The organism is Pseudonocardia sp. T1-2H (assembly GCF_038039215.1).
Taxonomy (GTDB): Bacteria; Actinomycetota; Actinomycetes; order Mycobacteriales; family Pseudonocardiaceae; genus Pseudonocardia.
The window spans coordinates 6,062,200-6,088,779 of the sequence record NZ_JBBPCL010000001.1 but is presented as its reverse complement, the minus strand read 5'-3'; the positions used below and the strand labels follow the sequence as shown (position 1 = coordinate 6,088,779).

At 73.3% G+C, this 26,580-nt stretch carries 27 protein-coding genes and 2 pseudogenes; 22 read left to right on the top strand and 7 right to left on the bottom strand.

Going from position 1 to position 26,580, the window contains the following annotated elements:
• Window positions 1-116 precede the first annotated feature (116 nt).
• On the top strand, window positions 117-1,067 hold the full coding sequence (locus WBK50_RS30045) for a GNAT family N-acetyltransferase (RefSeq protein ID WP_341338785.1): 951 nt from the start codon (window positions 117-119) through the stop codon (window positions 1,065-1,067).
• Window positions 1,068-1,213: 146 nt separating this feature from the next.
• The gene (locus WBK50_RS30040; RefSeq protein ID WP_341338784.1) at window positions 1,214-1,603 is read left to right on the top strand and encodes a hypothetical protein; all 390 of its coding nucleotides are present in this window, start codon (window positions 1,214-1,216) and stop codon (window positions 1,601-1,603) included.
• Between the two features lie 26 nt (window positions 1,604-1,629).
• On the opposite strand, the gene WBK50_RS30035 is transcribed toward WBK50_RS30040, so the two are convergent.
• The 3 genes from WBK50_RS30035 to WBK50_RS30025 form a co-directional block, all read right to left on the bottom strand.
• On the bottom strand, window positions 1,630-1,806 hold the full coding sequence (locus WBK50_RS30035; RefSeq protein ID WP_341338783.1) for a hypothetical protein: 177 nt from the start codon (window positions 1,804-1,806) through the stop codon (window positions 1,630-1,632).
• Between the two features lie 112 nt (window positions 1,807-1,918).
• A complete protein-coding gene (surE, locus tag WBK50_RS30030; protein ID WP_341338782.1) occupies window positions 1,919-2,716 on the bottom strand; it encodes a 5'/3'-nucleotidase SurE in 798 nt (265 codons plus the stop codon).
• Window positions 2,717-2,734: 18 nt separating this feature from the next.
• Entirely contained in the window at window positions 2,735-3,517 is a 783-nt protein-coding gene (locus WBK50_RS30025) for a SirB1 family protein (protein ID WP_341338781.1), read from the bottom strand.
• Between the two features lie 57 nt (window positions 3,518-3,574).
• Here WBK50_RS30025 and WBK50_RS30020 point away from each other — a divergent pair, with 57 nt between their 5' ends.
• Entirely contained in the window at window positions 3,575-4,585 is a 1,011-nt protein-coding gene (locus tag WBK50_RS30020) for an NADP-dependent oxidoreductase (RefSeq protein WP_341338780.1), read from the top strand.
• Window positions 4,586-4,645: 60 nt separating this feature from the next.
• Here WBK50_RS30020 and WBK50_RS30015 read toward each other — a convergent pair whose 3' ends face one another.
• Window positions 4,646-5,590, bottom strand: coding sequence for an ATP-binding protein (locus WBK50_RS30015; RefSeq protein ID WP_341338779.1), 945 nt, complete (start codon window positions 5,588-5,590; stop codon window positions 4,646-4,648).
• A gap of 317 nt (window positions 5,591-5,907) precedes the next feature.
• Here WBK50_RS30015 and WBK50_RS30010 point away from each other — a divergent pair, with 317 nt between their 5' ends.
• From WBK50_RS30010 to WBK50_RS30000, 3 genes and pseudogenes are all read left to right on the top strand, one after another.
• A complete protein-coding gene (locus WBK50_RS30010; protein WP_341338778.1) occupies window positions 5,908-6,363 on the top strand; it encodes a MaoC family dehydratase in 456 nt (151 codons plus the stop codon).
• A gap of 34 nt (window positions 6,364-6,397) precedes the next feature.
• A pseudogene (locus WBK50_RS30005) lies at window positions 6,398-7,608 on the top strand (acetyl-CoA C-acetyltransferase).
• Between the two features lie 26 nt (window positions 7,609-7,634).
• Complete coding sequence (locus WBK50_RS30000; protein ID WP_341338777.1) at window positions 7,635-8,108, top strand: MarR family winged helix-turn-helix transcriptional regulator; 474 nt, start codon at window positions 7,635-7,637, stop codon at window positions 8,106-8,108.
• 13 nt (window positions 8,109-8,121) lie between these two features.
• On the opposite strand, the gene WBK50_RS29995 is transcribed toward WBK50_RS30000, so the two are convergent.
• On the bottom strand, window positions 8,122-8,652 hold the full coding sequence (locus WBK50_RS29995; protein ID WP_297493851.1) for an inorganic diphosphatase: 531 nt from the start codon (window positions 8,650-8,652) through the stop codon (window positions 8,122-8,124).
• A 184-nt stretch (window positions 8,653-8,836) separates the two neighbouring features.
• On the opposite strand from WBK50_RS29995, the gene dacB reads away from it, so the two are divergent.
• From dacB to hpt, 4 genes and pseudogenes are all read left to right on the top strand, one after another.
• Window positions 8,837-10,276, top strand: a complete 1,440-nt coding sequence (gene dacB, locus WBK50_RS29990) for a D-alanyl-D-alanine carboxypeptidase/D-alanyl-D-alanine endopeptidase (protein WP_341338775.1) — start codon at window positions 8,837-8,839, stop codon at window positions 10,274-10,276.
• Between the two features lie 55 nt (window positions 10,277-10,331).
• Complete coding sequence (locus WBK50_RS29985; RefSeq protein WP_341339555.1) at window positions 10,332-11,390, top strand: zinc-dependent metalloprotease; 1,059 nt, start codon at window positions 10,332-10,334, stop codon at window positions 11,388-11,390.
• Window positions 11,391-11,497: 107 nt separating this feature from the next.
• A pseudogene (gene tilS / locus WBK50_RS29980) lies at window positions 11,498-12,444 on the top strand (tRNA lysidine(34) synthetase TilS).
• Window positions 12,445-12,478: 34 nt separating this feature from the next.
• Entirely contained in the window at window positions 12,479-13,039 is a 561-nt protein-coding gene (hpt, locus tag WBK50_RS29975; RefSeq protein ID WP_341338774.1) for a hypoxanthine phosphoribosyltransferase, read from the top strand.
• Between the two features lie 3 nt (window positions 13,040-13,042).
• Here hpt and WBK50_RS29970 read toward each other — a convergent pair whose 3' ends face one another.
• Window positions 13,043-13,969 carry a serine protease gene (locus WBK50_RS29970; RefSeq protein ID WP_341338773.1) on the bottom strand — a complete coding sequence of 309 codons (927 nt, stop codon included), beginning with the start codon at window positions 13,967-13,969 and terminating at the stop codon, window positions 13,043-13,045.
• A 435-nt stretch (window positions 13,970-14,404) separates the two neighbouring features.
• On the opposite strand from WBK50_RS29970, the gene ftsH reads away from it, so the two are divergent.
• The 11 genes from ftsH (at window position 14,405) to WBK50_RS29915 (ending at window position 24,625) form a co-directional block, all read left to right on the top strand.
• Complete coding sequence (ftsH, locus tag WBK50_RS29965) at window positions 14,405-16,915, top strand: ATP-dependent zinc metalloprotease FtsH (RefSeq protein ID WP_341338772.1); 2,511 nt, start codon at window positions 14,405-14,407, stop codon at window positions 16,913-16,915.
• 38 nt (window positions 16,916-16,953) lie between these two features.
• The gene (folE, locus tag WBK50_RS29960; protein ID WP_341338771.1) at window positions 16,954-17,538 is read left to right on the top strand and encodes a GTP cyclohydrolase I FolE; all 585 of its coding nucleotides are present in this window, start codon (window positions 16,954-16,956) and stop codon (window positions 17,536-17,538) included.
• A complete protein-coding gene (folP, locus tag WBK50_RS29955; RefSeq protein ID WP_341338770.1) occupies window positions 17,538-18,428 on the top strand; it encodes a dihydropteroate synthase in 891 nt (296 codons plus the stop codon). Before folE ends, folP begins: the two co-directional genes overlap by 1 nt.
• 29 nt (window positions 18,429-18,457) lie before the next feature.
• Complete coding sequence (gene folB, locus WBK50_RS29950) at window positions 18,458-18,859, top strand: dihydroneopterin aldolase (protein ID WP_341339554.1); 402 nt, start codon at window positions 18,458-18,460, stop codon at window positions 18,857-18,859.
• A gap of 34 nt (window positions 18,860-18,893) precedes the next feature.
• Window positions 18,894-19,403 (top strand): 2-amino-4-hydroxy-6-hydroxymethyldihydropteridine diphosphokinase, encoded by a 510-nt coding sequence (gene folK / locus WBK50_RS29945; protein ID WP_341338769.1) that lies wholly within the window; start codon window positions 18,894-18,896, stop codon window positions 19,401-19,403.
• The gene (locus WBK50_RS29940; protein WP_341338768.1) at window positions 19,400-19,921 is read left to right on the top strand and encodes a DUF3180 domain-containing protein; all 522 of its coding nucleotides are present in this window, start codon (window positions 19,400-19,402) and stop codon (window positions 19,919-19,921) included. Before folK ends, WBK50_RS29940 begins: the two co-directional genes overlap by 4 nt.
• Window positions 19,922-20,138: 217 nt before the next feature.
• Window positions 20,139-21,383, top strand: a complete 1,245-nt coding sequence (locus tag WBK50_RS29935; RefSeq protein WP_341338767.1) for a PrsW family intramembrane metalloprotease — start codon at window positions 20,139-20,141, stop codon at window positions 21,381-21,383.
• A gap of 168 nt (window positions 21,384-21,551) precedes the next feature.
• Window positions 21,552-22,445: a Rossmann-like and DUF2520 domain-containing protein gene (locus WBK50_RS29930; protein ID WP_341338766.1), complete on the top strand. Its 894-nt coding sequence runs from the start codon at window positions 21,552-21,554 to the stop codon at window positions 22,443-22,445.
• The gene (gene panC, locus WBK50_RS29925; protein WP_445942322.1) at window positions 22,442-23,350 is read left to right on the top strand and encodes a pantoate--beta-alanine ligase; all 909 of its coding nucleotides are present in this window, start codon (window positions 22,442-22,444) and stop codon (window positions 23,348-23,350) included. Before WBK50_RS29930 ends, panC begins: the two co-directional genes overlap by 4 nt.
• An 8-nt stretch (window positions 23,351-23,358) precedes the next feature.
• Window positions 23,359-23,775 (top strand): aspartate 1-decarboxylase, encoded by a 417-nt coding sequence (gene panD / locus WBK50_RS29920; protein ID WP_341338765.1) that lies wholly within the window; start codon window positions 23,359-23,361, stop codon window positions 23,773-23,775.
• Window position 23,776: 1 nt separating this feature from the next.
• Complete coding sequence (locus WBK50_RS29915; protein WP_341338764.1) at window positions 23,777-24,625, top strand: type III pantothenate kinase; 849 nt, start codon at window positions 23,777-23,779, stop codon at window positions 24,623-24,625.
• A 25-nt stretch (window positions 24,626-24,650) separates the two neighbouring features.
• Here the strand turns inward: WBK50_RS29915 and WBK50_RS29910 are convergent, their stop codons facing one another.
• Window positions 24,651-24,836 carry a hypothetical protein gene (locus WBK50_RS29910; protein WP_341338762.1) on the bottom strand — a complete coding sequence of 62 codons (186 nt, stop codon included), beginning with the start codon at window positions 24,834-24,836 and terminating at the stop codon, window positions 24,651-24,653.
• Window positions 24,837-24,919: 83 nt separating this feature from the next.
• On the opposite strand from WBK50_RS29910, the gene lysS reads away from it, so the two are divergent.
• Window positions 24,920-26,419 (top strand): lysine--tRNA ligase, encoded by a 1,500-nt coding sequence (gene lysS / locus WBK50_RS29905; RefSeq protein ID WP_341338761.1) that lies wholly within the window; start codon window positions 24,920-24,922, stop codon window positions 26,417-26,419.
• Window positions 26,420-26,580 lie beyond the last annotated feature (161 nt).

Sequence of the window (26,580 nt, the reverse complement as noted above, 5' to 3'; positions counted from 1 at the left end):
GCGGCGACGGCAGAGCGTCACTACGTTGGTTCCTCCGACGTGGACGGGCCTGCTCCCGCACCCGGGCGGCAGCAGCTGGTCCGCGCTGCGCGCCGTCCCGTCCGAGGAGGGGCGTCATGACGACTGCCACGCAGGCCGGCCAGGTCGAGAGCCTCAAGGTGCGGTCGATGATCGAGGCCGACCTGACGGATGCCGACCGGATCATGCGGACGGCGTTCGGGACGTTCCTGGGAATGCCGGACCCGATGGCGTTCCTCGGCGACGGCGACTACGTCCGCAGCCGCTGGGCCGTCGCGCCGCAGGCCGCGCTGACCGCGGAGATCGACGGCCGGCTCGTCGGGTCCACCTTCGCCACCAGGTGGGGCAGCGTCGGGTTCTTCGGGCCGCTGACCGTCGACCCTCCGCTCTGGGACCGGGGTGTGGCGCGGCGTCTGATGGACGGCACCATGGAGATCATGGACGCGTGGAGGCTCACCCACGCAGGCCTGTTCACCTTCAGCCACAGCCCCAAGCACCTGGGCCTCTACGAGCGCTACGGCTTCCGGCCGCGATTCCTCACCGTCGTGCTGGCCGCACCGGCCGCGCCGGCCGCACACCGGTCCGGATGGTCGACCTTCGACTCCGATCCCGACCCGAGCGCCAGGCTGGCCGAGTGCGCGTCGCTCACCGACACCATCTACCCCGGCCTCGACGTCAGCCGGGAGGTGGTGGCCTGCCACACGCTGGGCCTCGGCGACACGGTCCTCCTCGACGACGGCTCGGGCTTCGCGATCTGCCACGTCGGCGCCGGAAGCGAGGCGGGCACCGGGGTCTGCTTCGTCAAGTTCGCCGCCGCCCGGACGGGGGCGCCGGACTCGTTCGCCCGGCTTCTCGACGCCTGCGAGGCGTTCGCCACCACGCGAGGAGCGGGCCGTGTGGTGGCCGGGGTGAGCACCGCCCGGCGTGCCGCCTACCGGATGCTCGGCGAGCGCGGCTACCGCGCGGACCTGATCGGGGTCGCCATGCATCGCCCGGACGAGCCCGGCTACCACCGGCCGGACGCCCTGGTGGTCGACGACTGGCGCTGACGTCCCGGAGGTCCTGCCGGAGTCCGATGTGCTCACCGGCGACCGCGCGCCGGCAGATCAACTCCCGACCTCGGACCGCACGGGACGAGCTGGGCACGGTAGCGTCGCCGACATGCCGGAGACACCGGCACAGGTGAGGAGCCGACGTGGCGAGCTGGGACGATCTCGTGTCCTTCGTGCGGGTGCGGTACGAGATCATGCGTTCGAGCGAGGCCGAGCTGTGGTTCAACCTGCCCACCACCCAGGAGCGCACCCAGCTGGTGGTCGTCCGGCACAAGGCGGACGCCGACGGCCAGGCCTGGGCGCAGATCGAGTCCCCGATCGGTCGCATCGCGGACCTGGACCTGCCGCTGCTGCTCGCCAAGGCGTCCGAGTCCGTCGTCGGCGGGGTCACGGCCGAGGACGGTGTGGCGCTCTTCCGGCACTCCATCCCGCTGCACGAAGGGGAGCTGACCGGCTTCGACCTGCCGTTCCGGCTGGTCGTGAAGGCCGCGGACGAGCTCGAGGAGCTGCTCACCGGCAAGGACGAGCACTAGCACCGAGGTCGGCCCGAGGCGGGGGCTCAGCCCAGGATCGGCGCCGGATCCAGGGCCTGCTCGACGACGGTGCGCATCCGGTTCAGCAGCTGGTCCGCCTCGAACCGGCTCATCGCCCCGCTCGCGACGCCCTGGCGGAGCTCCTCCGCGATGGCGCGCGCGAAGCGGGTGGACCATTCGTACCTCACGTCACCGTCACCCATGGTGACAGTGTGCGACGTGGGGCTGGTCACGCCCGATCCGGGGGTGCTTCATCGACGATGCGTCATGAACCCCGCCCACATCGGGCCCTGCCATCCGGGTGGGCGTACCTCGTCAGGCGGAACGCGTGACGGAGCGTTGCGAGAGCAGGCCCGGTCTCGCCTCCACCAGGGACAGTTCGGTCAGCGTGGGGTGACCCTGAGCGAGCAACGCGACGTCCGAGTCCGGGTCGTGGATGCCGTCCGGTTCGGAGATCGTCGTGAGCAGGCTGCCCGGGCCGTCGTCGACAGCCGGGGTGTGATCCACCCGGACCTGCACGGCCCCGAACGACGACAGCGTGGCCTCCCGTAGCGGCCCCAGCTCGTCCGCCGGCCGGTCCGGGACGTTCAGCGAGAGCAGCGTCGCCGCGGGCATCGAGGTCAGCATCCCGAGCACCTCCGGGAGCACGTGCAGCACCGTCTCCCAGTGCGGCTCCTCCGGCTCGCTCAGCCCGCTGTCCAGCGAGACCGCCAGGCCGCTCAAGCCGTGCAGCGCGCCCGTGAGGATCGCGCCGACCGTCCCCGAGTGGATCACCGCGTGCCCGGTGTTCGCGCCGAGGTTGATCCCGGAGAGCACGAGATCCGGCAGCGGGTCCAGCCAGCCGTGCCCGGCCGCGTGCACGATGAACGCCGGATGCCCCTGCACCGCGAACGCGGGGATCCCGTCGAGCCCAGGCAGCGTCCGCGGATGGACGGCGGTGCGGTGCCGGTCGGACACGGAGAGGATCGAGGCGCCCACCCCGCTGGCGTTGGTGTGCGGCGCGGCCACGACGACGTCGAACCCGGCATCCCGGGCGCCCCGCGCCAGCGTCCACAGGCCCGGGGAGTCGATCCCGTCGTCGTTCGTGATCAGGACACGCGGGGGAGTGGTCACGTCGTCCACGGTACGGCGCTAGTTGAGATGCGCCCGCAGCGTCCGGGAGGCGAGGACCAGGCGGTCCCGCGTCGGCGGGTCCACCCGGGCCCGGCCCGAGAGCCAGCTGTCGATCAGCCGCGCGCCCTCGCCCCAGCGGCCCTGCTCCCCGAGCACCTCGCCCAGCTCGACGAGCGCGGCCTCGTCCGCCCGCAGCGCCAGGCGCATCCGCAGCACCCACTCCCGGCGCGAGGGCGCGCCGCCGGCCCGGTAGACGCCGCGCAGGTTCTCCAGCATCCGGGACAGGATCTCCCGGGTGGAGGCGCGAGCCAGCAGGTGCGGTCCGAACCGGATCCGTGGCCCCGCGCCGGTCGCCGCGCGGAAGCGCGCCTCGCAGCCGGCGAGGTCCAGGCGACGGCCGCCGTCGAACACGTCGAGGTGCTGGTCCGTACCCGGCACCCGGACCAGGAAGTGACCCGGCATCCCGACGCCCTCGAGCGGGATCCCGGCGCGTCGGCCGACCTCGATGCACACCACGGCGAGCGAGATCGGGATCCCCGTCCGGCGGGTCAGGACGTGCGGGAGCAAGGAGTTCCGCGGGTCGTAGTAGTTGCTCGCGTTGCCCCGGAAGCCCTCCTCCAGGAAGAGCCGGCGCAGCAACCGCGGCAGCGAGTCCACCCCCGCGGCGAGGCGATCCAGCTCGTGCAGCCAGCGGGCCGGATCCAGCGACGGGTCCGCACCGGCCGCGATGAGCAGCGCGGCCTCGTCCAGCGGGGGCTCCGGTGCCGAGACGAGCCTGACGAACCGTTGCACCGCGTCCACCCCGACATCCTGCACCCGCCGCTGCGGGCCCGGCCAACGACATGGCTAGATGGGGCCATGACGTTCGCGACCCACCAGATCCGCCTCGCCGCGCGGCCCTCGGGCCTTCCCACGCCGGAGGTGTGGGACCACACCGAGTCGGAGATCGGGGACCCCGCCGAGGGCACGTTCGTCGTCGCCGTCCGGTTCGTCTCGCTGGACCCGGCGATGCGCGGGTGGATGAACGAGGGCCGTTCCTACGTGCCGCCGGTGCAGATCGGCGAGGTCATGCGGGCCTTCGCCGGTGGCGAGGTCGTGGCGACGGCGCATCCGGACTTCGCCGTGGGCGACCTGGTCACGGGCCTGTTCGGCGTGCAGACGTATGCCGTCTCGGACGGTCGCGGCGTGCAGAAGCTCGCCCCGGACGCGGACCTGCCCACGAACCTCGCCGTGCTCGGCATGCCGGGGATGACGGCGTACTTCGGGCTCTTCGAGGTGGGGGCGCTGAAGGACGGCGAGACGGTGCTCGTGTCCGGGGCCGCCGGTGCGGTGGGCAGCATCGTCGGGCAGCTGGCGAAGATCCGCGGCTGCCGGGTCGTCGGGATCGCGGGCGGGCCGCGGAAGTGCGCCTGGCTCGTCGACGAGCTGGGCTTCGACGCCGCCGTCGACTACCGGTCCGCGGACTTCGTCGAGGCGCTGCGCGCGCAGACCCCGGACGGCGTCGACGTGTACTTCGACAACGTCGGCGGCGAGATCCTGGACGCCGCGCTCGGCCGCCTCCGCACGCACGCACGGGTGCCGATCTGCGGTGCGATCAGCCAGTACAACAAGACCGGCAAGCCGACCGGCCCCGCGAACTACCTCAGCCTCCTGGTCAACCGCGCCCGGATGGAGGGCTTCGTGGTGACGGACTTCACGCAGCGCTACCCGGAGGCCGCCGCAGAGATGGCGCGGTGGATCGCCGAGGGGAGGCTGCACAGCCGCCACGACGTCGTCCGCGGTGGTGTCGGGGACTTCCCGGACGTCCTGCTCCGGCTGTTCAAGGGCGAGAACACCGGGAAGCTGCTGCTGGAGCTCGACGGGGCGTGAGCGCGGGTCACGCGGCTCGCCGCGGCATCCACCGCCGCCAACCGCGCGGGCGGGGAGCGCTCAGCCGAGGTCCATCCGCAGTCGGGTGACGGTGCCGCTCCGCTCGTCGCTCCACACCTGCAGGACGTCCGTCAGCTCCGAGGCGAGCCACAACCCGCGCCCGCGCTCGCCGGACGCCGGTGGGGCGACCATGCCGGGGAACGGGATCGTCGTCCGCCCGGTGTCGTGCACCTCGGCGACCATCCCGGTGCCGTCCGCCCACAGCCGCAGGACGCCGAGGCCGGGGCCGTGCTCGACGCTGTTGGTGGCGATCTCGTTCACCGCGAGGACGATGTCCGCGGCGCGCTCCTGGCCCAGGCCGGCCCGGGCGGCCACCGCGGCGACGAGGCGGCGCAGCGCGTGCAGGTCCGCGAGCCGGAACTCCAGGCGCGCCGTCGGCGGGCCGAGCTCGGGCGGCGGGGGCGGCGGGTACTCCGCGACGATCTCGATCGGGTCCCGGACCTGGTCGTTGGGGACGCGCTGACCGTCGATCCGCAGCGTCGGGTGGGTGGCCCGGACGATCGACAGCGTCTCGGGATCCTGCGGGCAGGGGCAGAGCATCGTGATCGGCAGGCCCTCGAGCACCACGTTCAGCGCGGCGTCGAGCCGGATCCAGTGCTCCGGCCCGAGTCCGGCGACGTCCGCGAAGTGCTGGGCGACGACCGTCGTGCGCGCTCCGGGCCGCCCGGCGTTGCGGGTCAGCCGGCCCCAGCGGGAGGCCACGGTGAAGGCGGGGACGCGGTGCACCTCGACGGGATCCAGGAACTCGACCTGCTCCGAGGCCGTGCCCAACGCGGCGCTCACGGCCTCGCGGGTCAGGTCGTCCATGACGGCGACGACGCGCTCGCCGTCGGAGACGGCTCCGGCCAGCGGCTCGCGCAACTGCGCGGCCAGGTGCTCCGGGCCCTCGTGGAGGACGCCCTCGTGCACCATCCCCGCCGTGGTCTCGACAGAGGAGCCGCTCATCCTTGGCCACCCCGCAGCCGGGGGGCGTCACCCGTTCCCACGGTGGTCATCGTTCCCGTCCCGAGCACTCGCGCCGGGGCGAACGATAGTGTGCCGGACCTGCGGTTGCCGAACGGAGCAACGCCTCGTCGCGGCCCGTAGCGCCGGGCGGTCCGTCCGGGCGCCGAACACCCGGCCGGGGTGGGCTCCCGGCCGCGGCCCGCCCCGGGCCGTGCCGCTCGCCCGATGGCCGCACGCCCGTGGCCGAGGACACCGAACGAACGTCCGACCCTGTGGCAGGGTGACGCGAAAGCACAAGCTCGCCGAAAGGGTGGATCATGCGCGTCTTCAACGGTGTCGACGAACTTCGCCAGGCCAAGGGCTCGCAGCTCGGGGCCTCGGACTGGGTGACGGTCGAGCAGTCCCACATCGACCAGTTCGCCGAGGCGACCGGGGACCACCAGTGGATCCACGTGGACGCCGAGCGGGCCAAGGACGGGCCCTTCGGCAAGACGATCGCCCACGGCTTCCTCACCCTGTCGCTGCTCCCGGTGCTGGTCTCCCAGGTGTACCGGGTGGACAACGTCAAGATGGGCATCAACTACGGGTTGAACAAGGTGAGGTTCACCTCCCCGGTCCCCGTGGGTAGCCGGGTACGGGGCAATGTCGAGCTCGTCGACGTCGCGGACGCGGGCGGCGGCGCGGTCCAGATCACCACCAAGATCACTGTCGAGCTCGAGGGTTCGGAGCGCCCGGCGATCGTCGCCGAGTGGCTCACCCGCCAGTACAGCTGAGTTCTACGAAGATCCGAACGAGGAGCGAGAAGAGATGCGGGACGCGGTCATCTGCGAGCCGTTGCGGACCCCGGTCGGGGGGTTCGGGGGCACGTTGCGGGACGTGCCGGCGCACGAGTTGGCCTCGACGGTGATCCGGGCGTTGATGGAGCGCACCGGGTTGCCGCCGGAGTCGGTGGACGATGTGTTGTTGGGCAACTGTTATCCGTCGATGGACGCGCCGGCGATCGGGCGGGTGGCGGCGTTGGACGCGGGGTTGCCGGTGACGGCGTCGGGGTTGCAGATCGACCGGCGGTGCGGGTCGGGGTTGCAGGCGGTGCTGTATGCGGCGATGCAGGTGCAGACCGGGGCGTCGGAGGTGGTGCTGGCCGGTGGGGCGGAGTCGATGTCGAACGCGTCGTTCTATTCCACGGCGATGCGCTGGGGCGCCAAGGGCGGGCCGGGGGTGTTGCTGAACGATTCGCTGGCGCGGGGGCGGGTGACCGCGGGGGGAAGAATTTCCCGGTGCCGGGCGGGATGATCGAGACGGCGGAGAACCTGCGGGCGGAGTACCGGATTCCGCGGGAGGAGCAGGACGAGTACGCGGTGCGTTCGCATCGGCGGGCGGCCGCGGCGGCGGCCGAGGGCCGCTTCGCCGAGGAGATCGTGCCGGTCACGGTGCGGGCTCGTAAGGGTGACACGGTGGTGGAGCGGGATGAGCACATCCGGCCCGATTCGAGCATCGAGACGTTGGCGAGGCTGCGCCCGATCCTGGGCAAGCAGGACGAGAACGCCACGGTGACGGCGGGGAATGCGTCCGGGCAGAACGATGGTGCGGCGGTCTGTGTGGTGACCAGCCCGGAGAGGGCGGCGGAGCTGGGGTTGCGGCCGTTGGTGCGGTTGGTGTCCTGGGGGCTGGGTGGGGTGGCGCCGAGGACGATGGGGATCGGGCCGGTCCCGGCGGTGGCCAAGGCGTTGGACGCTGCGGAGTTGGCGCTCAAGGACGTGGATCTGATCGAGTTGAACGAGGCGTTCGCCTCGCAGGTGTTGGCGTGTACCCGGGAGTGGGGGTTCACCCCGACGGATTTCGAGCGGACGAATGTGAACGGTTCGGGGATCTCGTTGGGGCATCCGGTGGGGGCCACGGGTGGGCGGATCCTGGCCACGTTGGCGCGGGAGATGGTGCGCCGGGACGCCCGCTACGGGGTCGAGACGATGTGCATCGGCGGCGGACAGGGCCTCGCCGCGGTCTTCGAGAAGGTCTGAAGGCAGGCAGGAACGGGGGCAGGCACGTGACGGAGCCGCCGTCCGCCCCCATCGCGGGGGCGGACGAGCTCGGCACCGAGCTGGTCCGGTTGCTCCGGCTGGTGGACCGGGCTCAGGCCCAGTACCAGGCCGAGAACCCGGACGCCGTCGAGCGCTCGGCCTACCTGCTGCTCGTGCACCTGGTGAAGGACGGCCCGCAACGGGCCGGGGCGCTCGCCGAGGCCGTGCACTCGGACCCGTCGACGGTGAGCCGGCAGATCGCGCAGCTGGTGCGGCTCGGCTACGTGGCCCGCACCGCGGACCCGAGCGACGGGCGCGTCACCGTGCTCTCGGCGACCGAGGAGGGCCGCCGCGTGTTCGAGGAGAACCGCAAGATCCGCAACGAACGGATCGCCGCCATGCTGGCGGACTGGGAGCCGGGTGAGCGCGAGACGCTCACCCGGCTGCTGTCCCGGTTCACGTCGGTCCTGGAGGACCGGTGGAACAAGGGCGGCTGGTAGGGCCCTTCGGGGCCTAGTGCTCGACCGACTCCCCGGCCTCGAGGGCGGCGGCCTCGGCGGCCGCGGCGTCCTGGGCGCGCTTGTACGAGTTGTGGATCTCGCGCTCGGCGTCCGCGCGGCCGACCCACATCGCGCCCTCGACGCTCTTGCCCGGCTCGAGGGTCTTGTAGATCTCGAAGAAGTGCTGGATCTCCGCCCGGTCGAACTCGGGCAGGTGGTGGATGTCCCGCAGGTGCTCCTGGCGCGGGTCGTCCGCCGGGACGCAGAGGACCTTGTCGTCCCCGCCCTTCTCGTCCTTCATCCGGAACATGCCGATGGCCCGCGACCGGACGAGGCATCCCGGGAACGTCGGCTCCTGGATCAGGACCAGGGCGTCCAGCGGGTCCCCGTCCTCACCGAGGGTGTCCTCGATGAAGCCGTAGTCCGCCGGGTACTGGGTGGCGGTGAAGAGGGTCCGGTCGAGCCGGATCCGCCCGCTCTTGTGGTCCACCTCGTACTTGTTGCGTCCGCCCTTGGGGATCTCGATCAAGACGTCGAAGTCCACTTCTGGTGCTCCTGTGCTGTCGGTGCGTGCCGTGCACGCTCGTGTACAGACCGTGTTCTGCAGGCCGGGCCGGTCGGCGGATCGGCCGCGGCGCCTACCTCTAGTGTGGGGGACCGCATCGGGCCGGTCGTGACCGGCCGACCCGCCCGCTCACTCCGCGCGGGCGTGAGAGGAGCGGACGCACGTGGGTCTCGGCCGCCGGATCGGTGACACTCTACGGCTTCCCGGGCGCGGTGTGCGGCGCCTGACCATCGTCCTGGTGGTCCTCGCGATGGCCGCCGCGGGCGGTGGGGCGGTGGCGCTCTCGGCGCCGTCGCTGCTCTCCGACCTGGGCGTCAGCCGCTCCGCGAGTGCCGCCGCGAACATCCCGGCACCCGTCCCGCAGTTGGCCCCGCTCGCCGGGACGGCGCCCACGCCGAGCGGCAACGGGCTCACCTCGGTACTCGGGCCCGTCACCGAGGGGTCGGGCCTCGGGGACTTCGGGGGCGTCGTCGTCGACCCGGCCGCGCCGCGCGGTGCGGGGCCGCTGTGGCAACTATCACCGGATCAGGCGCTCGTCCCGGGCAGTACGGGCAAGCTGCTCACGGCCGCGGCGGCGCTGCTGACCCTGGACTCCACCGATCGGTTCGCCACCCGCGTGGTCGCCGGGGCGACGCCGGACACGGTCGTGCTCGTCGGCGGCGGGGACCCCACCCTCACCGCGCTGCCCACCGGCAAGGACTCCGTGTACCCGGACCCGGCCCGGCTCGACGACCTGGTCGCGGACGTCGAGAAGGCGTTGCCGAACCAGCAGATCCGCAAGGTCGTGGTCGACACCGGCGCCTGGACCGGGCCGACACTCGCGCCAGGCTGGGAGCCCGCGGACGTCCCGGGCGGCTTCGTGGCGCCGATGGTGCCGCTGATGCTCGACGGCGGCCGGATCGACCCGGCCGAGCAGGACGGCCCGCGCGTCGACGACCCGGCAGGGCAGGCCGGCATCGCCTTCGCGAAGAAGCTGGGCCTCGGCGCGAGCGCGGTCTCCGAGGGCACTGCGCCACCGGACGCGCAGGACCTCGGCGTGGTGGTGTCCGCGCCGGTGTCGCAGCTGGTCGAACACCTGATGACCACCTCGGACAACGTCCTGGCCGAGGCGCTCGCCCGTAAGCTGGCGATCACCCGGAAGGGCGATCCGTCGTTCGCGGGCGCGGCGCAGGAGACCCTTGCGGCACTCTCCCAGGCCGGCTTCGACGTCACCGGCGCGGTGATGGTGGACGGCAGCGGCCTGTCCACGGACGACTGGGTGCCCCCGCGGCTGCTCGGGGCGGTGCTGGGGGCCGCCGCGGCGCCCGCCGAGGGCCCGGACGACACCGAGTTCCTGCGCCCGATCATCAGCGGCCTGCCGGTGGCGGGCGGCGACGGCACGCTGACGGACCGGTTCGGGAAGGGCACCTCGGCGGCCGGCCGCGGGGTGGTGCGGGCCAAGACGGGGACGCTGACCGGGGTGAGCAGCCTCGCGGGCGTCGTCACGGACGTCGACGGCCGGTTGCTGGTGTTCGCGCTGATGTCCAACGGTGTGTCCCCCGCGACCGTGCGGCCGAAGCTGGACACGATCGCCGCCACCCTGAGCCGCTGCGGCTGTCGCTGACCCCGCGCCGCCGCTCGGCGCGCGTAGCCTCGGGCCGGTGACGTCGACAGCCCGGCTGACAGCCCGATCCGACGAACGGGAGCTCACCCAGGGGCTCCCGATCAACTGGGGGCTGGCCCGCCGCACGGCCGCCCGGCTCGTCCAGGACGGCCCACCGGTGGACCGGGCCACCGCCCGTGAACTGGTCGACCGGCTGCGCTCGGACGCGGCCGTCGCCGAGGGTCACGTCCGGGACGTCACCGGGCTCGGAGCCGGTCTCCCGCTCCTGCCCGCGGACGTCGTGGACCGGCCCGCGTGGGCCGCCGCCGCCGTCGACGGCATGGCGCAGCTGACGGCCGGGGCCCGCCTCCCGAAGACCCCGCGGGCCGCGCGCGCGGTCACCGGCACCACGGCCGGCCTCCAGATCGGCGGCGTCCTCGCGTTCGTCGGCAGCCGGGTGCTCGGCCAGTACGACCCCTTCGGCGGCCCGGACCGCGAGGGCCGGCTGCTGCTCGTCGCGCCGAACATCTTCGCCGCCCAGCAGGCCCTGGACGTCCCGGCCGAGGACTTCGGGCTCTGGGTCTGCCTGCACGAGGCGACGCACCGGCTGCAGTTCACCGCCGTCCCGTGGCTGCGGGACTACTTCGCCGACCAGATCGGCCAGTTCCTCTCCATCGGGGACCCGGGTCGGCAGGCCGGGATGCTCGACCGGCTGCCGGACGCGATCAGGGCCTTCAAGGACTCCCGAGGGGACACCCTCGCGCTCGTCGAGCTGCTGCAGGGCCCCGAGCAGCGCGCGGTCCTGGATCGCCTCCTCGCCCTGACCACCCTGCTCGAGGGCCACGCGGACCACGTGATGGACGCCGCGGGCCCGGGCGTCGTGCCCAGCGTCGCGACGATCCGGGAGCGCTTCACCGTGCGCCGCCGCGGTGGCGGGATCGTGGACCGGATCCTGCGGGCGCTGCTCGGTGTCGAGGCGAAGATGAAGCAGTACGCCGTCGGCGCCGCCTTCACCGACCACGTGGTCGGGGCGATCGGAATGGACGGCTTCAACAGGATCTGGACCAGCCCGGACACCCTCCCGACCCGGGGGGAGCTGGGCAGCCCGGAGAAGTGGCTGGTCCGCACCCGGTGAACTCGACCCTCCTCCGCGTCGCGGAGCCACAACGCGCTTCCCGCGGGCCTGTGGCCGCGTTGTGGAGGCTCAACGCGCCTTTCGACGACCCGTGCGAGGGTTGCGGGGTGGCGGGGGATCCGGGGGCGGTGCGGCGGGCGGTCCGGGCCGCCCTGGCCCGCCTGCCTGACGACGTCCGCGCCGCGCCACCCCTCGTCGGCTGCTCCGGCGGCGCGGACTCCCTCGCGCTCCTGTTCGCCACGCACGCCGAACGGCCGGACGCCCGCGCCGCCGTGGTCGACCACGGCCTCCAGGAGGGCTCCGCCGAACGCGCCCGGGAGCTCGCCGCCCAGCTGCGCGAGCGGGGCATCACGGCGGACGTGCACCCCGTCGTCGTCGAGGGGGCCGGGGGACCGAGGCCGCCGCGCGGCGGGCCCGCTACGCCGCCCTCGACGCCGCGCGGCCCGAGCCACGGTCCGCCGTCCTGCTCGGCCACACCCTCGACGACCAGGCCGAGACGGTCCTGCTCGGCCTCGGCCGCGGCTCCGGCCCCCGCTCGGTCGCCGGGATGCGCGAGTGGGACGCGCCGTGGCTGCGCCCCCTGCTCGCCGTGCGCCGCGCGGACACCCGTGCCGCGTGCGCGGCACGAGGGCTCACCCCGTGGGAGGACCCCCACAACGCCGATCCGCGCTTCACCCGGGTCCGGCTGCGGCACGAGGTCCTCCCGCTGCTGGAGGACGTGCTCGCGGGCGGCGTCGCCGAGGCCCTGGCACGCACCGCGGGCCAGCTCCGGGAGGACGCCGCGGCGCTCGACGGGTGGGCGTCCCGGGTGAGATGCGCCGCAGAGCGCGACGGCGCGCTGGACGTCGCCGAGCTCGCCGGAATCCCGGCCGCGGTGCGCCGCCGGGTGCTCCGCTCCTGGTTGCGCGATCACGGAACCGGTCCGCTCACCGACGCGCACCTGCGCGCGGCGGACGATCTCGTGGGCGCGTGGCGCGGTCAGGGCGGCCCGCGGCTGCCGGGCGGGTTGGACCTGGTCCGCGAGCGTGGCAGGCTCGTGCTGCACATCCGTTGAGCAGCCCATCCGTTGAAATGCAGGAGGCATCGGCGTGTACGACGGCGATATCGCGTCCGTCCTGGTCACCGAACAGCAGATTCGCGACAAGACCGCCGAGCTGGCCGAGGAGATCGGCAAGGACTACGCCGACTCGTGCGACGGGGGCGCCCCGAACGACCTGTTGCTCGTCGGCGTCCTCAAGGGCGCGGTGATGTTCATGACGGACTTCGCACGGGCCATGCCGCTGCCGGTGCAGCTGGAGTTCATGGCGGTCAGCTCGTACGGCTCGTCGACGTCGTCGTCGGGCGTGGTGCGGATCCTCAAGGACCTGGACCGGGACATCGCCGGCCGGCACGTCCTGATCGTCGAGGACATCATCGACTCGGGGCTGACCCTGTCCTGGCTGCTGAAGAACCTCGAGTCGCGCGGGCCGGCGTCGCTGGAGGTCGTGACGCTGCTCCGCAAGCCCGACGCGGTGAGGGTCGAGGTCCCGGTGAAGTACGTGGGCTTCGACATCCCGAACGAGTTCGTCGTCGGCTACGGCCTGGACTACGCCGAGCGCTACCGCGACCTGCCGTTCATCGGGACCCTCGAGCCCGCCGTCTACACCTGATCGTCAGGCGCCGGCCGGCGGACCGGCGGGCGGGGCGATGTCCTGCAGCGGAATCCCGGGCGGGGTGGCGGTGAACGGCTCCGTGCCCCTGACCAGCTTCAGCGTCCCGAGCTCGCCGTGGGCGTTGGCGTAGGCGAGCTCGCGGGAGAGGTCCGAGACGCCGTTGCTCACCGGCAGCGGCGCGAGGTTCAGCGTGGACAGCAGGCCGACGGCCTGGCCCGAGTCGTTCAGGAACGCGCTGCCCGAGTCCCCGGGGACGCCGGGGGAGATCGTGTAGACCTCGTGGCCCCAGCCGCCGCCGACGTCGCCCGCGCTGACGCCCGCCTTGGGGCTCAGCGCCGCGACGCCCTGGCGGAGCGGGGAGTTGCCGTAGGAGTAGGTCAGCGCCCCGGCCGGCAGGCCCGCGTCGGAGAGGCCGGTGGGGCCGCCGAAGAACGGGACCGACGGGTTGAGGTGCGCGACGGCGTCCCGGTCGAGCTCGACGAGCCCGAGGTCGTTGTAGGCGCAGGTGTTCGGGTCCGCTTCGCCGCGCTGCTGCATCGTCACCCAGGAGCTGTAGACGAGCGTGCCGCTGGTCGTGTAGCCGCGGTCGCCCTGGACCGTCACCGCGGTGCCGACCGGCATCGTCGAGGAGTCGCAGCCGTTGGTCTCCGTGGCCTGCCCGGTGCCGGCGCAGTGCGCGGCCTGACCGATGAACGTGCGGTCCCCGCTGGTGAAGACGAAGTTGCTGGTGCAGGCGCCGCCGCCGGTGGTGACGGTCTGGACGCCCGGGTGCAGCTCGGCCGAACCGGCCGGCGCCCAGCCGGGAGCCGGCGCGGCGGCGGGGAGCTGGATCGTGGGCTGGGCGGTCGCGGTCGAGGGGAGGACGAACGCCACCGCCGTGACGACGCCGACCGCCACCGCCGCGGCTCCGAGGCCTCTGACGCGCATTCCCCGACCCGACCCGACCATGGCGCTACTCCCCCGCTGACACAGACATGACGGACGAGGCACCGTCCCTGCGCCGGGCCTCGTCGTCCGTCCAACGAGCGCCTGCCCCCGGGGATACCCCACCAACCCGGTGGACGTCCGGCGAGGATCCGGGTTCACCCCGCCGTCCTATCGTGACCCATCCGTGACGTAGGCCTCCTTGGGCCGGCTGCCGCCCGGGAACCCGGCCCCCGCGCGGCTCGTTGTCCGAACACGATCCACCAACCGGGTCCGCCTCGTCGCACGCGTTGACGCGGGTTCGTCCCTCGGCCGCTATCCTGGCGGATCAGGGCCGCTCCGCCCGTCGCCGGGCGATCATGGTCCTTCGTGATCAGCGGGGGTACGGACCCGGAGAACCACACTCGGGAAGGTGAAGGCCGCAAGGGCCGAAGCTGCATGGACCGCAAGCGCCTGCTCCGCAACCCCGTGATCTGGATCCTCGTCGTGATCCTGGTCTACTTCGCGTTCAGCACGTTGTTCGACGACACCCGCGGCTACACGCAGGTGCCGACCTCCACCGCGCTGACGCAGATCGACACCGGCAACGTCAAGGACGCGACGGTCGAGGACAAGGAGCAGCGGCTCCGCCTCACGCTGAACAACCCGGTCGACGGCAGCACGCAGCTGATCACCCAGTACCCGGCGCAGTCCGCCGGTGCGGTGTTCACGAAGCTGCAGGACGCGCCGAACAACCCCAGCTTCAACACCGTGGTGCGCCAGGACTCGTTCCTGACCACGATGCTGATCTACCTGATCCCGCTCGGCCTGGTGCTCCTCGTCCTGTTCTGGATGATGAACAACGCCCAGGGTGGCGGCTCGCGGGTGATGAGCTTCGGCAAGTCGAAGGCGAAGCAGCTCAACAAGGACATGCCGAAGACCACCTTCGGCGACGTCGCGGGGGCCGACGAGGCCGTCGAGGAGCTCTACGAGATCAAGGACTTCCTGCAGAACCCGGGCCGTTACCAGGCCCTGGGCGCGAAGATCCCCAAGGGCGTGCTGCTCTACGGCCCGCCCGGAACCGGCAAGACGCTGCTGGCGCGCGCGGTCGCGGGCGAGGCGGGCGTGCCCTTCTACACGATCTCGGGTTCGGACTTCGTCGAGATGTTCGTCGGCGTCGGTGCCTCCCGCGTGCGGGACCTGTTCGAGCAGGCCAAGCAGAATTCACCGTGCATCATCTTCGTGGACGAGATCGACGCGGTCGGCCGCCAGCGCGGCGCCGGCCTCGGCGGCGGGCACGACGAGCGCGAGCAGACGCTGAACCAGCTCCTCGTCGAGATGGACGGGTTCGACGCGCGCGGCGGCATCATCCTCATCGCCGCCACGAACCGGCCGGACATCCTGGACCCGGCGCTGCTGCGCCCGGGCCGCTTCGACCGGCAGATCCCCGTCGGCGCCCCGGACCTCGCGGGCCGGCAGGCGATCCTCGCCGTGCACTCGAAGGGCAAGCCCTTCGCGAACGACGTGGACTTCCTGAGCCTGGCCAAGCGCACGGTCGGCATGTCCGGCGCGGACCTGGCCAACGTCATCAACGAGGCCGCCCTGCTCACCGCACGGGAGAACGGCACGCTGATCAACGGCGCCGCGCTCGAGGAGTCCGTGGACCGCGTGGTCGGCGGCCCGCGACGCAAGGGCAAGATCATCTCCGAGCAGGAGAAGAAGATCACCGCCTACCACGAGGGCGGGCACGCGCTGGCCGCGTGGGCGATGCCGGACCTGGAGCCGGTCTACAAGCTCACGATCCTGCCGCGCGGCCGCACCGGCGGGCACGCGCTCGTCGTCCCCGAGGACGACAAGGGCCTGATGACGCGTTCGGAGATGATCGGCCGTCTCGTGTTCGCCATGGGCGGGCGCAGTGCCGAGGAGCTGGTCTTCCACGAGCCCACGACCGGCGCGTCCAGCGACATCGACCAGGCCACCAAGATCGCCCGGGCGATGGTCACGGAGTACGGCATGAGCGCCCGTCTCGGCGCCGTCCGCTACGGCCGCGAGCAGGGCGACCCGTTCCTCGGCCGCTCGATGGGCAACCAGGCGGACTACTCGCTCGAGGTCGCCCACGAGATCGACGAGGAGGTGCGCAAGCTCATCGAGGCCGCGCACACCGAGGCGTGGGAGATCCTGAACACCTACCGGGACGTGCTCGACGACCTGGTGTTCGAGCTCCTGCAGAAGGAGACGCTCAACCGCAAGGACCTCGAGCGCATCTTCGACCGGGTGGAGAAGCGGCCGCGGATCACCGCGTTCAACGACTTCGGCGAGCGCACGCCGTCGGACAAGCCGCCGATCAAGACCCCGGCCGAGCGCGCCCGCGAGAACGGCGAGCCGTGGCCGCCGCAGATCGAGCCCGAGCGCGAGCCGGCACCCGTCGGGTCGTACCCGGGCGGCGGCAACGGCGTCCCGACGCCGGGTCCGAACGGTGGCCCGGGGCCGCTGCCGCCCAACGGCGGATACCCGGGTGGTTTCCCGAGCGCGGGCTACGGCCAGCCGGCCCCGGCGGTCAACGGCGGATACGGGAACGGCCACGGCAACGGCGCGGACGTCGCCCGGCAGGGCGGTCCGGTCGGCAACGGGGGCTACCAGGCCCACCAGCCGCCCTACGCGGTACCGCCGAACTACGGTGCTCCCGCGGACTGGCGCCCGGCCACCACGCCGGCGGGCCAGGCCTGGCCGCCGCCGAACTGGACGCCCCCGCAGGACGGCGCCCAGGCGCCCTACCCGCAGCAGGCCGGGCCGCAGGAGCAGGTGCCGCCCCCGTACCCGGCGGCCCAGAACCCGACCGCCCAGAACCCGAATGCCCAGAACCCGGCGGCGCCGCAGCAGGAACAGCGCACGGAGGCCGCGCCGCAGCTCCCCGCGGACGGCGACGTCCCGCCCGCCGGTGGAACGCCCGACGACAGGGGCAGGAACTGAGTACCGAACTGACCACGCCAGCCGAGCTCGACCCGGCGATGCTGGAGGCCCGGCGCGGCGTGGACCACGCCCGCGCCGCGGCCGCGATCCGGGAGCTGCTCATCGCGGTCGGGGAGGACCCGGACCGCGAGGGCCTGCGGGACACCCCGGCCCGGGTCGCCCGGGCCTACGAGGAGATGTTCGCGGGTCTCTACGTGGAGCCGGACGCCCCGCTCGAGCGCACCTTCGACGAGGGCCACGGCGAGCTCGTGCTCGTCAAGGACATCCCGTTGTTCAGCACGTGCGAGCACCACCTCGTGCCGTTCCACGGCTTCGCGCACGTCGGGTACATCCCGTCGGTCGAGGGGCGGGTCACCGGCCTGTCCAAGATCGCCCGGGTCGTCGACCTGTACTCGAAGCGCCCGCAGGTGCAGGAGCGGCTGACCGGCCAGGTCGCGGACGCGATCGTCCGCAAGCTGGACCCGCGCGGCGTCATCGTCGTGATCGACGCCGAGCACCTCTGCATGGCCATGCGCGGGGTGCGCAAGCCCGGCGCGCGCACCACCACCTCGGCGGTCCGAGGGATGTTCAAGACCTCGCCGACGTCGCGTGCGGAGGCGTTGTCGCTGATCCGGGGCGGCTGATGGCGGCCGGTGGTCTCGCGCTCCCGAACCTGGGCCGGTGCGCCGTCATGGGCATCCTCAACGTGACGCCGGACTCGTTCTCCGACGGCGGCCGCTACGTGGACCGCGGGCACGCCGTCGCGCACGGCGTCGCGATGCGGGACGCCGGCGCCGATCTCGTCGACGTCGGCGGGGAGTCCACGCGCCCCGGCGCGGCGCGGGTGGATGCGGACACCGAGCGCGCGCGCGTCGTCCCGGTGATCCGGGACCTCGTCGCCGAGGGCGTCCGGGTCAGCGTGGACACCACCCGGGCCACCGTCGCCGAGGCCGCGGTCGAGGCCGGTGCCGTGCTCGTCAACGACGTGTCCGGCGGCCTGGCCGACCCGCACATGGCGGCGGCGGTCGCGTCGCTGCGGGTGCCGTGGATCCTCATGCACTGGCGCGGGCACAGCAACCGGATGAACGAGCTCGCGAGCTACGAGGACGTCATCGGCGAGGTGCGGCAGGAGCTGGTCGCGCGGGTCGACGCCGCGGTGATGGCGGGCGTCGATCCCGGCCGGCTCGTGCTGGACCCGGGCCTCGGGTTCGCGAAGACGGCGGCGCACAACTGGGCGTTGCTGCGCCGGCTGGACGTGCTCGTCGCGCTGGGCTTCCCGGTGCTGGTCGGCGCCTCCCGGAAGCGGTTCCTCGGCCAGCTCCTCGCGGACTCCACGGGCGCGGTACGTCCGCCGTCGGGCCGGGACTGCGCGACGGCGGCGGTCAGCGCACTCGCCGCCGACGCGGGCGCCTGGGGCGTCCGGGTGCACGACGTCGAGACGACGATGGACGCGGTCGCGGTGGCCACGGCGTTCCGGCTGGGCGCCTCCCGGGCCCGCACCGGCCCGTGGCCGGGCGACACGCCCCCGGCGTGACCCTCGACGTGATCACGGAGGAGGACCCGATGACGGACCGGATCGAGCTGCGCGGGCTCAAGGTCCGCGGCCACCACGGCGTGTTCGACCACGAGCGCCGGGACGGCCAGGACTTCGTCGTGGACGTCGTCGTGTGGATGGACCTGGAGGAGGCCGCCGCCACGGACGACCTCGCGCAGACCCTGCACTACGGGGAGCTGGCCGAGCGGGCCGCCGCGATCGTGGCGGGCGAGCCCCGGAACCTGATCGAGACGGTGTCCGCGGAGATCGCCGAGGACGTCATGAAGGACGCGCGGGTGCACGCCGTCGAGGTGACGCTGCACAAGCCGTCCGCCCCGATCCCGCTGGACTTCGCGGACGTCGCCGTGGTGGCCCGCCGCTCCCGCCGCAACGGCGCCCGCGGCGGCGAGCCCAGGGTGATCCCCGCATGACCCCGGCTGCGTTCCCCGGCGCGGGGACCCCGCGATGAGTCGGGCCGTGCTGTCCCTCGGCTCCAACCTCGGGGACCGCCTCGCCCACCTCCGCAGCGTGGTCGACGACCTCCGGGAGGTCCTCGTCGCGGTCTCCCCGGTGTACGAGACCGAGCCCTGGGGCGGCGTCGAGCAGGCGGACTTCCTCAACGCGGTCCTGATCGCGGACGACCCCGCCCTCGACGAGTGGGGCTGGCTCCGCCGCGGCCAGTCGCTGGAGAACGCCGCCGGGCGCGTCCGCGAGGTGCGCTGGGGCCCGCGGACCCTGGACGTCGACGTCGTGAGCGTCGACGGGCCGGACGGTCCGGTGTTCAGCGCGGCCCCCGAGCTCCTGCTCCCGCACCCGGGCACCGCGGACCGCGCGACCGTGCTCGTCCCCTGGCTGGACGTCGAGCCGGACGCGATGCTCCCGGGCCGCGGCGCGGTCCGTGCCCTGCTGGGGGCGCTGCCGGACGCGGACGCCGAGGCCGTGCGGCGCCGGGACGACCTGGTGCTGGCGCCGTGAGGCCCACCCGTCCGCGTGATCTCCTCGTCGCCGGGCTCGGTGCGGCGGTCGTCGCGCTCCTGCTGGTCCGGCTGACCTACGGCGCGCTGCCCGCGTTCCCGCTGCCCGCGGGCGTCACGCTCGGGGTGCTGGGCGTCGCCGAGGCCGTGGCCGGGAACGTGCTGCGCGGGCGGATCCGGCGCAGCCCCGGCAGCCGGCCGCTCGAACCGCTGGTCGCGGCCCGGGCGGTGATCGTCGCGCAGGCGTCGGCCATGGGCGGGGCGCTCGTCGCCGGGCTGTGGACGGGGTTGCTGGTGTACGTCCTGCCCCGCAGCGGGAGCGTCACCGCGGCGGCCTCGGACGCGGCGTCGGCGGCCGTCGGGCTGGTGTGCGCGCTGGGCCTCGTCGCCGGGGCGTTGTGGCTCGAGCGGTGCTGCCGGGCGCCGGACGACCGCGACCGGGACCGGGACAGGGACGACCGGAACGCCGACGTCCGCGACCGCGACGACCGCGACCACGGGGACCCCGGCCGCTACTGACGGCTCCGCCGCGGACTTCCCACCCGCTCGTGCCCGGCGCCGGGCGGGTGGCCTCCCCCACCCGTAGGCTCCCGGGACATGGCTCATCCCCTTCCGAGGCATGCCCATGTGGCGCGGCGCCGCGGCGTGCTCGCCCCGGTCGTGGGGCTGGTGCTGCTCGGTATCTGCGGGCTCGTGGTGCTCGGCATCGTCGGGAAGCTCCGTCGGCTCCGGCGGCGTGATCGTCGGCGCACTGTGTGCGCTGCTGCCCGTCGGGCCCGTCGTCGCCACCTTCCTCTGGGTGGACCGCTGGGAGCCCGAGCCGCCGCGGATGCTGCTCTACGCCTTCCTGTGGGGCGCGTGCTTCGCCGCCCTGTCCGCGCTGCTCATCAACTCCAGCGCCGCGCTGGCGGCGGACCAGCTGCTCGGCCGCGGCAGCGGGGACGTCCTCGGCGCCGTCGTGATCGCCCCGTTCGTGGAGGAGGCCGTGAAGGGCCTGTTCCTCGTCGGGCTGCTGATCTGGCGCCGCCGGGAGTTCGACGGCGTGGTCGACGGCATCGTCTACGCGGGACTGACCGCCGCGGGCTTCGCCTTCACGGAGAACATCCTCTACATCGGCCGCGCCTTCGCCGAGGGGGGCATCGAGGCGCAGGGCGGCGGCGTGCTGGCGGTCGTCCTGCTGCGCGGGGTGTTCTCGCCGTTCGCGCATCCGCTCTTCACCGTCATGACGGGAATCGGCGCGGGCATCGCCGCCTCGAACCGCGCGCCGGTCGTCCGGGTGCTGGCCGTCCTGGCCGGTTACCTGGTCGCAGTGGTCCTGCACTCGATGTGGAACGGCGCGGCCACGCTGTTCGGCGGCGGGGTGTTCCTCGGCGTCTACGCGTTCGTGATGCTGCCGCTGTTCGTCGCGATGATCGTGGTGATCGTCTGGCAGCGACGACGGGAGGCCCGCACCGTCGCGGACCAGCTGCCGGGCTTCGCCGAGGCCGGCTGGATCGCCTGGAGCGAGGTCCCGCTGCTCGGCAACCTGGCGCGTCGCCGCGGCTGGCGGGCCGCCGTGCGCAGGCGGGCGGGATCGCGCGCCGCCAAGGCCGTCGCGGACTACCAGGCCGCGGTCACCGAGCTCGCGTTCCTGCGCAGCAGGATCTCCCGTGGCGCGGCCCGGGACGACGCCCACCGGCGGCACGACGAGATGCTGCACACCCTCGAGGCCGCCCGGGCCCGGGCGGTCGGGATGCCCGAGGCCCTCACCGCGACCTGGGGGAGCCGGCCGCCTCCGCCCGGCTGGCAGCCGCCCGCACCGGGGCCGGTGCCGGGAGCGCCGTTCCGGGGCCCGCAGGGGTACGGGCAGCTCGGGTACGCGCCGCAACCGGGGTACGGGCCGCCGCCGGGTCAGGCACCGGGCCACCGGCAGCCGGGGCCACCGCCGGGCTACGGGCAGGGACAGCAGGGGCCGCCGCCCGGCTGGGGCCCGCCGCGCTGAGCTCCCGGGCTGCGCCGGGGACGATCTCGCGCCCGCGTGACGGGTGAACCCCGTCACGAGCGTGCTACCTGATCGTCCCCCGCGTCTACCCTGACGTCGCGTCGCCAACAGTCGTCGTCGACAGCTCGTCCGGTACCCGAAGCGCGGACTGGAACGAGAAGGAGCGTCATGAGTGCAGGCCGTCCTGCGCGGCTCGCCGTCGGAGTGGTCTCCGCCGGCCGGGTCGGTGCAGCTCTCGGTGCCGTGTTGAGCGGTGTCGGCCACCAGGTCGTCGCCATCTCAGGCGTCTCCCGGGCGTCCGTCCACCGCGCCGAGACGATGCTCCCGGGCGTCCCGCTGCTGCCGCCCGACGAGGTGGTCCAGCGCGCGGACCTCGCGGTGCTCGCCGTCCCGGACGACGTCCTTCCCGGCCTGGTCCGCGGCCTCGCGAACGCCGGCTGCTTCCGCCCCGGCCAGATCGTCGTCCACACCTCCGGCGCCCACGGCATCTCGGTCCTGGACCCGGCCGTCGAGCACGACGTGCTGCCGATCGCCCTGCACCCGGTGATGACGTTCACCGGCCGCGAGGAGGACGTCCAGCGGCTCCTCGCGTGCAGCGTCGGCGTCACCGCCCGGGAGGACGACGAGGCGGCGTGGAGCGTGGGCGAGGCGCTCGTCGTCGAGATCGGGGCCGAGCCCGTGCGGATCGCCGAGGCCGTTCGCCCGCTCTACCACGCGGCCCTCGCGCACGGCGCGAACCACCTGGTCACGCTCGTGCGGGACGCGGTCGAGCTGCTGGAGGACGCCGGGATCCGGCCCGCCGAGCGGCTGCTCGGCCCGCTGCTCTCCGCGGCCCTGGACAACGCCCTGCGCCACGGCGACCGCGCCCTGACCGGCCCGGTCGCGCGCGGCGACGCCGGGACCGTGCGGAAGCACCTGCGCGAGCTCGACGCCGTCGATCCCGAGCTGGCGGACACCTACCGCACCCTGGCCCGCCGGACCGCGTACCGCGCCGGCGCGGCCGGCCTGCTGCCCGACCACGCGGCCGACGAGGTCCGCGCGACCCTGGAGGAACACCGGTGACCGCACCTGCTGCGTACAGAAGGGCCGGCTCCGCCGGTGGCACCCGGGGCGGCTACGCCGCCGGAGAGCTGACCGTGCACTCCGAGCCGTCGACGCTGGCGCCCGTCACCCGCGCCCTGCGGAACGCCGGTCGCAAGGTCGTGCTCGTCCCCACGATGGGCGCGCTGCACGAGGGTCACCGCGAGCTGATCCGGCACGCGCGGAAGGTCCCGGGCAACGTCGTGCCCGTCGTGAGCATCTTCGTGAACCCGCTGCAGTTCGGGCCGAACGAGGACCTCGCGAAGTACCCGCGGCCGCTCGAGGCGGACCTCGAGGCCTGCCGCGAGGAGGGGGCCGAGCTGGTGTTCACCCCCGGCGTCGAGCACATGTACCCGCCGGGCTCGGACACGCGCATCGCGGCCGGCCCGCTGGGCGGCGAGCTCGACGGCGCTTTCCGGCCCGGGCACTTCGACGGGATGCTGACCGTCGTCGCGAAGCTGTTCCACATCGTCGGCCCGGACGTCGCGCTGTTCGGGGAGAAGGACTTCCAGCAGCTCGTCCTGGTCAAGAAGATGGTGCGGGACATGGACTTCCCGCTCTCCGTCGTCGGTGTCCCGACGGTCCGCGAGCCCGACGGGCTCGCCCGGTCCTCGCGCAACGCCTACCTGTCCGCGGACGAGCGCCCCCGCGCTGCCACGCTCTCCCGCGCGCTGCGCGAGGGGGCCTCGGTCTCCGCCCACGGCCCCGGCGCGGTCCTCGAACGGGCCCACGCGGTGCTGGCCGAGGAGCCGGCGCTGCAGGTCGAGTACCTGGAGCTGCGCGACGGCGACCTGGGGCCGGACCCGGTCTCGGGGCGCGCCCGGCTGCTCGTCGCCGCCCGCCTCGGCGCCACCCGCCTGATCGACAACATCTCCGTCCAGCTCTAGGAGCCCCCGTGCTGCGCACCATGATGACCTCCAAGATCCACCGTGCCACGGTGACCCAGGCCGACCTGCACTACGTCGGCTCGGTGACGGTGGACCAGGACCTGATGGAGGCCGCGGACCTGCTCGAGGGGGAGCGGGTCGCGATCGTCGACATCACCAACGGGGCCCGGCTGGAGACCTACGTGATCCCCGGTGAGCGGGGGAGCGGGGTGATCGGGATCAACGGGGCCGCCGCGCACCTGGTGCACCCCGGCGACCTGGTCATCCTGATCGCCTACGGCCAGCTCGACGAGGCCGAGCTGCTCACCTACTCGCCGCACGTCGTGTTCGTCGACGAGCACAACCGCGTCGTCGAGCTCGGGAACGACCCCGCGCACGCCCCCGAGGGCTCGGGGCTGCTGTCCGGAGCGGTCAGCGCGATCTGACGTGCTCCTCTGCATCGACATCGGCAACACACAGATCGCCCTCGGCGTCTACCCGGACGCCGAGGACGGGGTGCGGCCCGAGCTCGTCCGGGACTGGCGGCTGCGCACGGACCCCCGGATGACGGCGGACGAGCTCGAGGTCGCCGTCCGGTCGATGATCGGCGAGTACGACGGGCAGGTCACCGGGGTCGCGGCGCTGTCGACGGTGCCGATGCTGCTGCGCGAGCTCCGCGTGATGCTGGAGCGGCGCGGCACCCGGATGCCGACGGTCGTGGTCGGGCCGGGGGTCAAGACCGGTGTCCCGCTGCTCGTCGACAACCCGCGGGAGGTCGGCGCGGACCGCGTCGTCAACACCCTCGCCGCGCACGCCCGCCACGACACGGCCTGCGTCGTCGTGGACTTCGGCACCTCCACCAACATCGACGTGGTGTCCGCGCGCGGGGAGTTCCTGGGTGGCGCGCTGGCGCCGGGCATCGAGATCTCCATGGACGCCCTGGCCCATCGCGCCGCCGCCCTGCGCACGGTGGAGTTCCTGCCGCCGCGCTCGGTGATCGGCAAGAACACCGTGGAGTGCCTGCAGTCCGGGGTGCTCTACGGCTTCGCCGGCCAGGTCGACGGCCTGGTGCACCGCATCGAGGCCGAGCTCGGCCCCGAGGCCGGACCGGTCACCGTGCTGGGCACCGGCGGCCTGGCGCCGCTGATGGTGGGGGTCTCGGAGACGATCACCGAGTACGTCCCGGACCTGACGCTCGAGGGACTACGGCTGACCTACCTGCGCAACGTCCGCAGCACCCTCGTGGCCGGCGGCAACGTGAGACCTCCGACGGCCTCGGGGCGCGCCGGGCAGTAGCCCGGCGCCCGGGCCGCGGGGCGACTCAGGGCGGCGGCCCGTGCATGCCGGGGTCCTCGGGGTCGGGCTGCCGCGGGTCCCGCGGTTCGCCCTCGCCGGCATCGCGCCCGTCCCCGGAACCGGCCTCCGGCTCCCGGTCGGGCGCCCCGTGCATCCCGGGGTCCTCGGGTTCCTGGTCGTCCTGCTGGCCCTCGCCACCCGCGGAAGTCACCCGCGCACCGTAACCGGAGCACCGGCCGCCCGCCGGGCGTCGCCGCGTCGCGGCTACGCTGCTCCAGCGTGAATGACGGTTCCGTGAACACGCCCCCCTCCGCCGACGACGATCTGCCCGAGCAGCTGCGGATCCGTCGGGAGAAGCGTGCGGAACTGCTGGAGAGGGGCAAGGACCCGTATCCGGTCGAGGTCCCGCGCACGGACACCCTCGCGGAGATCCGCGCCGCGTTCCCGGACCTCGAGCCGGACACGCAGACCGGACGCCGGGTGCGCGTCGCCGGGCGGGTCATGTTCGTCCGCAACACCGGCAAGCTCTGCTTCGCCACCCTCCGCGAGGGCGACGGGACCGAGCTGCAGGCGATGCTGAGCCTGGCGAACGTCGGCGAGGAGCCCCTCGCCGAGTGGAAGGCGATGGTGGACCTCGGGGACCACGTGCTGGTGGACGGCGAGGTGATCACCTCCCGGCGCGGTGAGCTGTCGGTGATGGCGGACTCGTGGTCCATGGTGGCGAAGTCCGTCCGGCCGCTCCCGGTGGCCCACCGCGAGCTGTCCGAGGAGACGCGCGTCCGCCAGCGCTACGTGGACCTCATCATGCGCCCGGAGGCGCGAGACATGGTGCGCGCCCGCTCCGCCGTGCTCCGGACGCTGCGCGAGCAGCTCACGGCCCGGGACTTCGTCGAGGTCGAGACGCCGATGCTGCAGCTGCTGCACGGCGGCGCGACCGCGCGCCCGTTCGTGACGCACGCGAACTCCCTCGACACCGACCTCTATCTGCGCATCGCCCCGGAGTTGTTCCTGAAGCGAGCGGTCGTGGGCGGGATCGAGCGGGTCTTCGAGCTCAACCGCGTGTTCCGCAACGAGGGGATCGACTCCACGCATTCGCCGGAGTTCGCGATGCTGGAGGCCTATCAGGCCTACTCCACCTACGACGATATGGCCGTTCTGACGCGGCAGCTCGTGCAGGAAAGTGCACGCGCCGTGTTCGGTTCCACGGTCGTCCGTCACGCGGACGGGTCGGAGCACGATCTCGGGGGTGAGTGGCGTTCGGTCACGCTTCACGAATCGGTGGCGAACGCGGTGGGCAGCGAGGTCACCCCGGACACCGGTACGGAAGAGCTGCGAAAGATCGCCGCTGAACACGACGTCGCGCTCAAGGAATCGTGGACGGCCGGCCAGATCGTCCTGGAACTCTTCGAGAAGCTCGTCGAGCACACGCTGATCGAGCCGACGTTCGTGCGGGACTATCCGGTCGAGGTCCGCCCGCTCACCCGCCGGCACCGCGACGACCCGCGGCTGGCCGAGGCCTGGGACCTGATCGTCTTCGGGCACGAGCTGGGCACGGCGTACTCCGAGCTGGTGGACCCGGTGGAGCAGCGCAGCAGGTTGCACGCCCAGTCCCTGCTCGCGGCCAAGGGCGATCCCGAGGCGATGCAGCTCGATGAGGACTTCCTCCGTGCGATGGAGTACGGAATGCCGCCGACAGGCGGTATGGGAATGGGCGTGGACCGGCTCCTGATGACCCTGACGGGGCTGGGTATCCGGGACACCATCCTGTTCCCGCTGGTCCGCGCCGAGTCCTGACCCGTTCCGTTCCGGGCGGCCGCACCCCCGGCGCAAAGCTCCTTAACACACGAATCGCCGACGTCTCCACCCGGTCGTGTGGGGGCGCCTCGACAACGGCGCCGGATTGGAGATATATTCAATTCGACGGCGTTGCCGTGCACAATTTCGTTCGTGTGCAT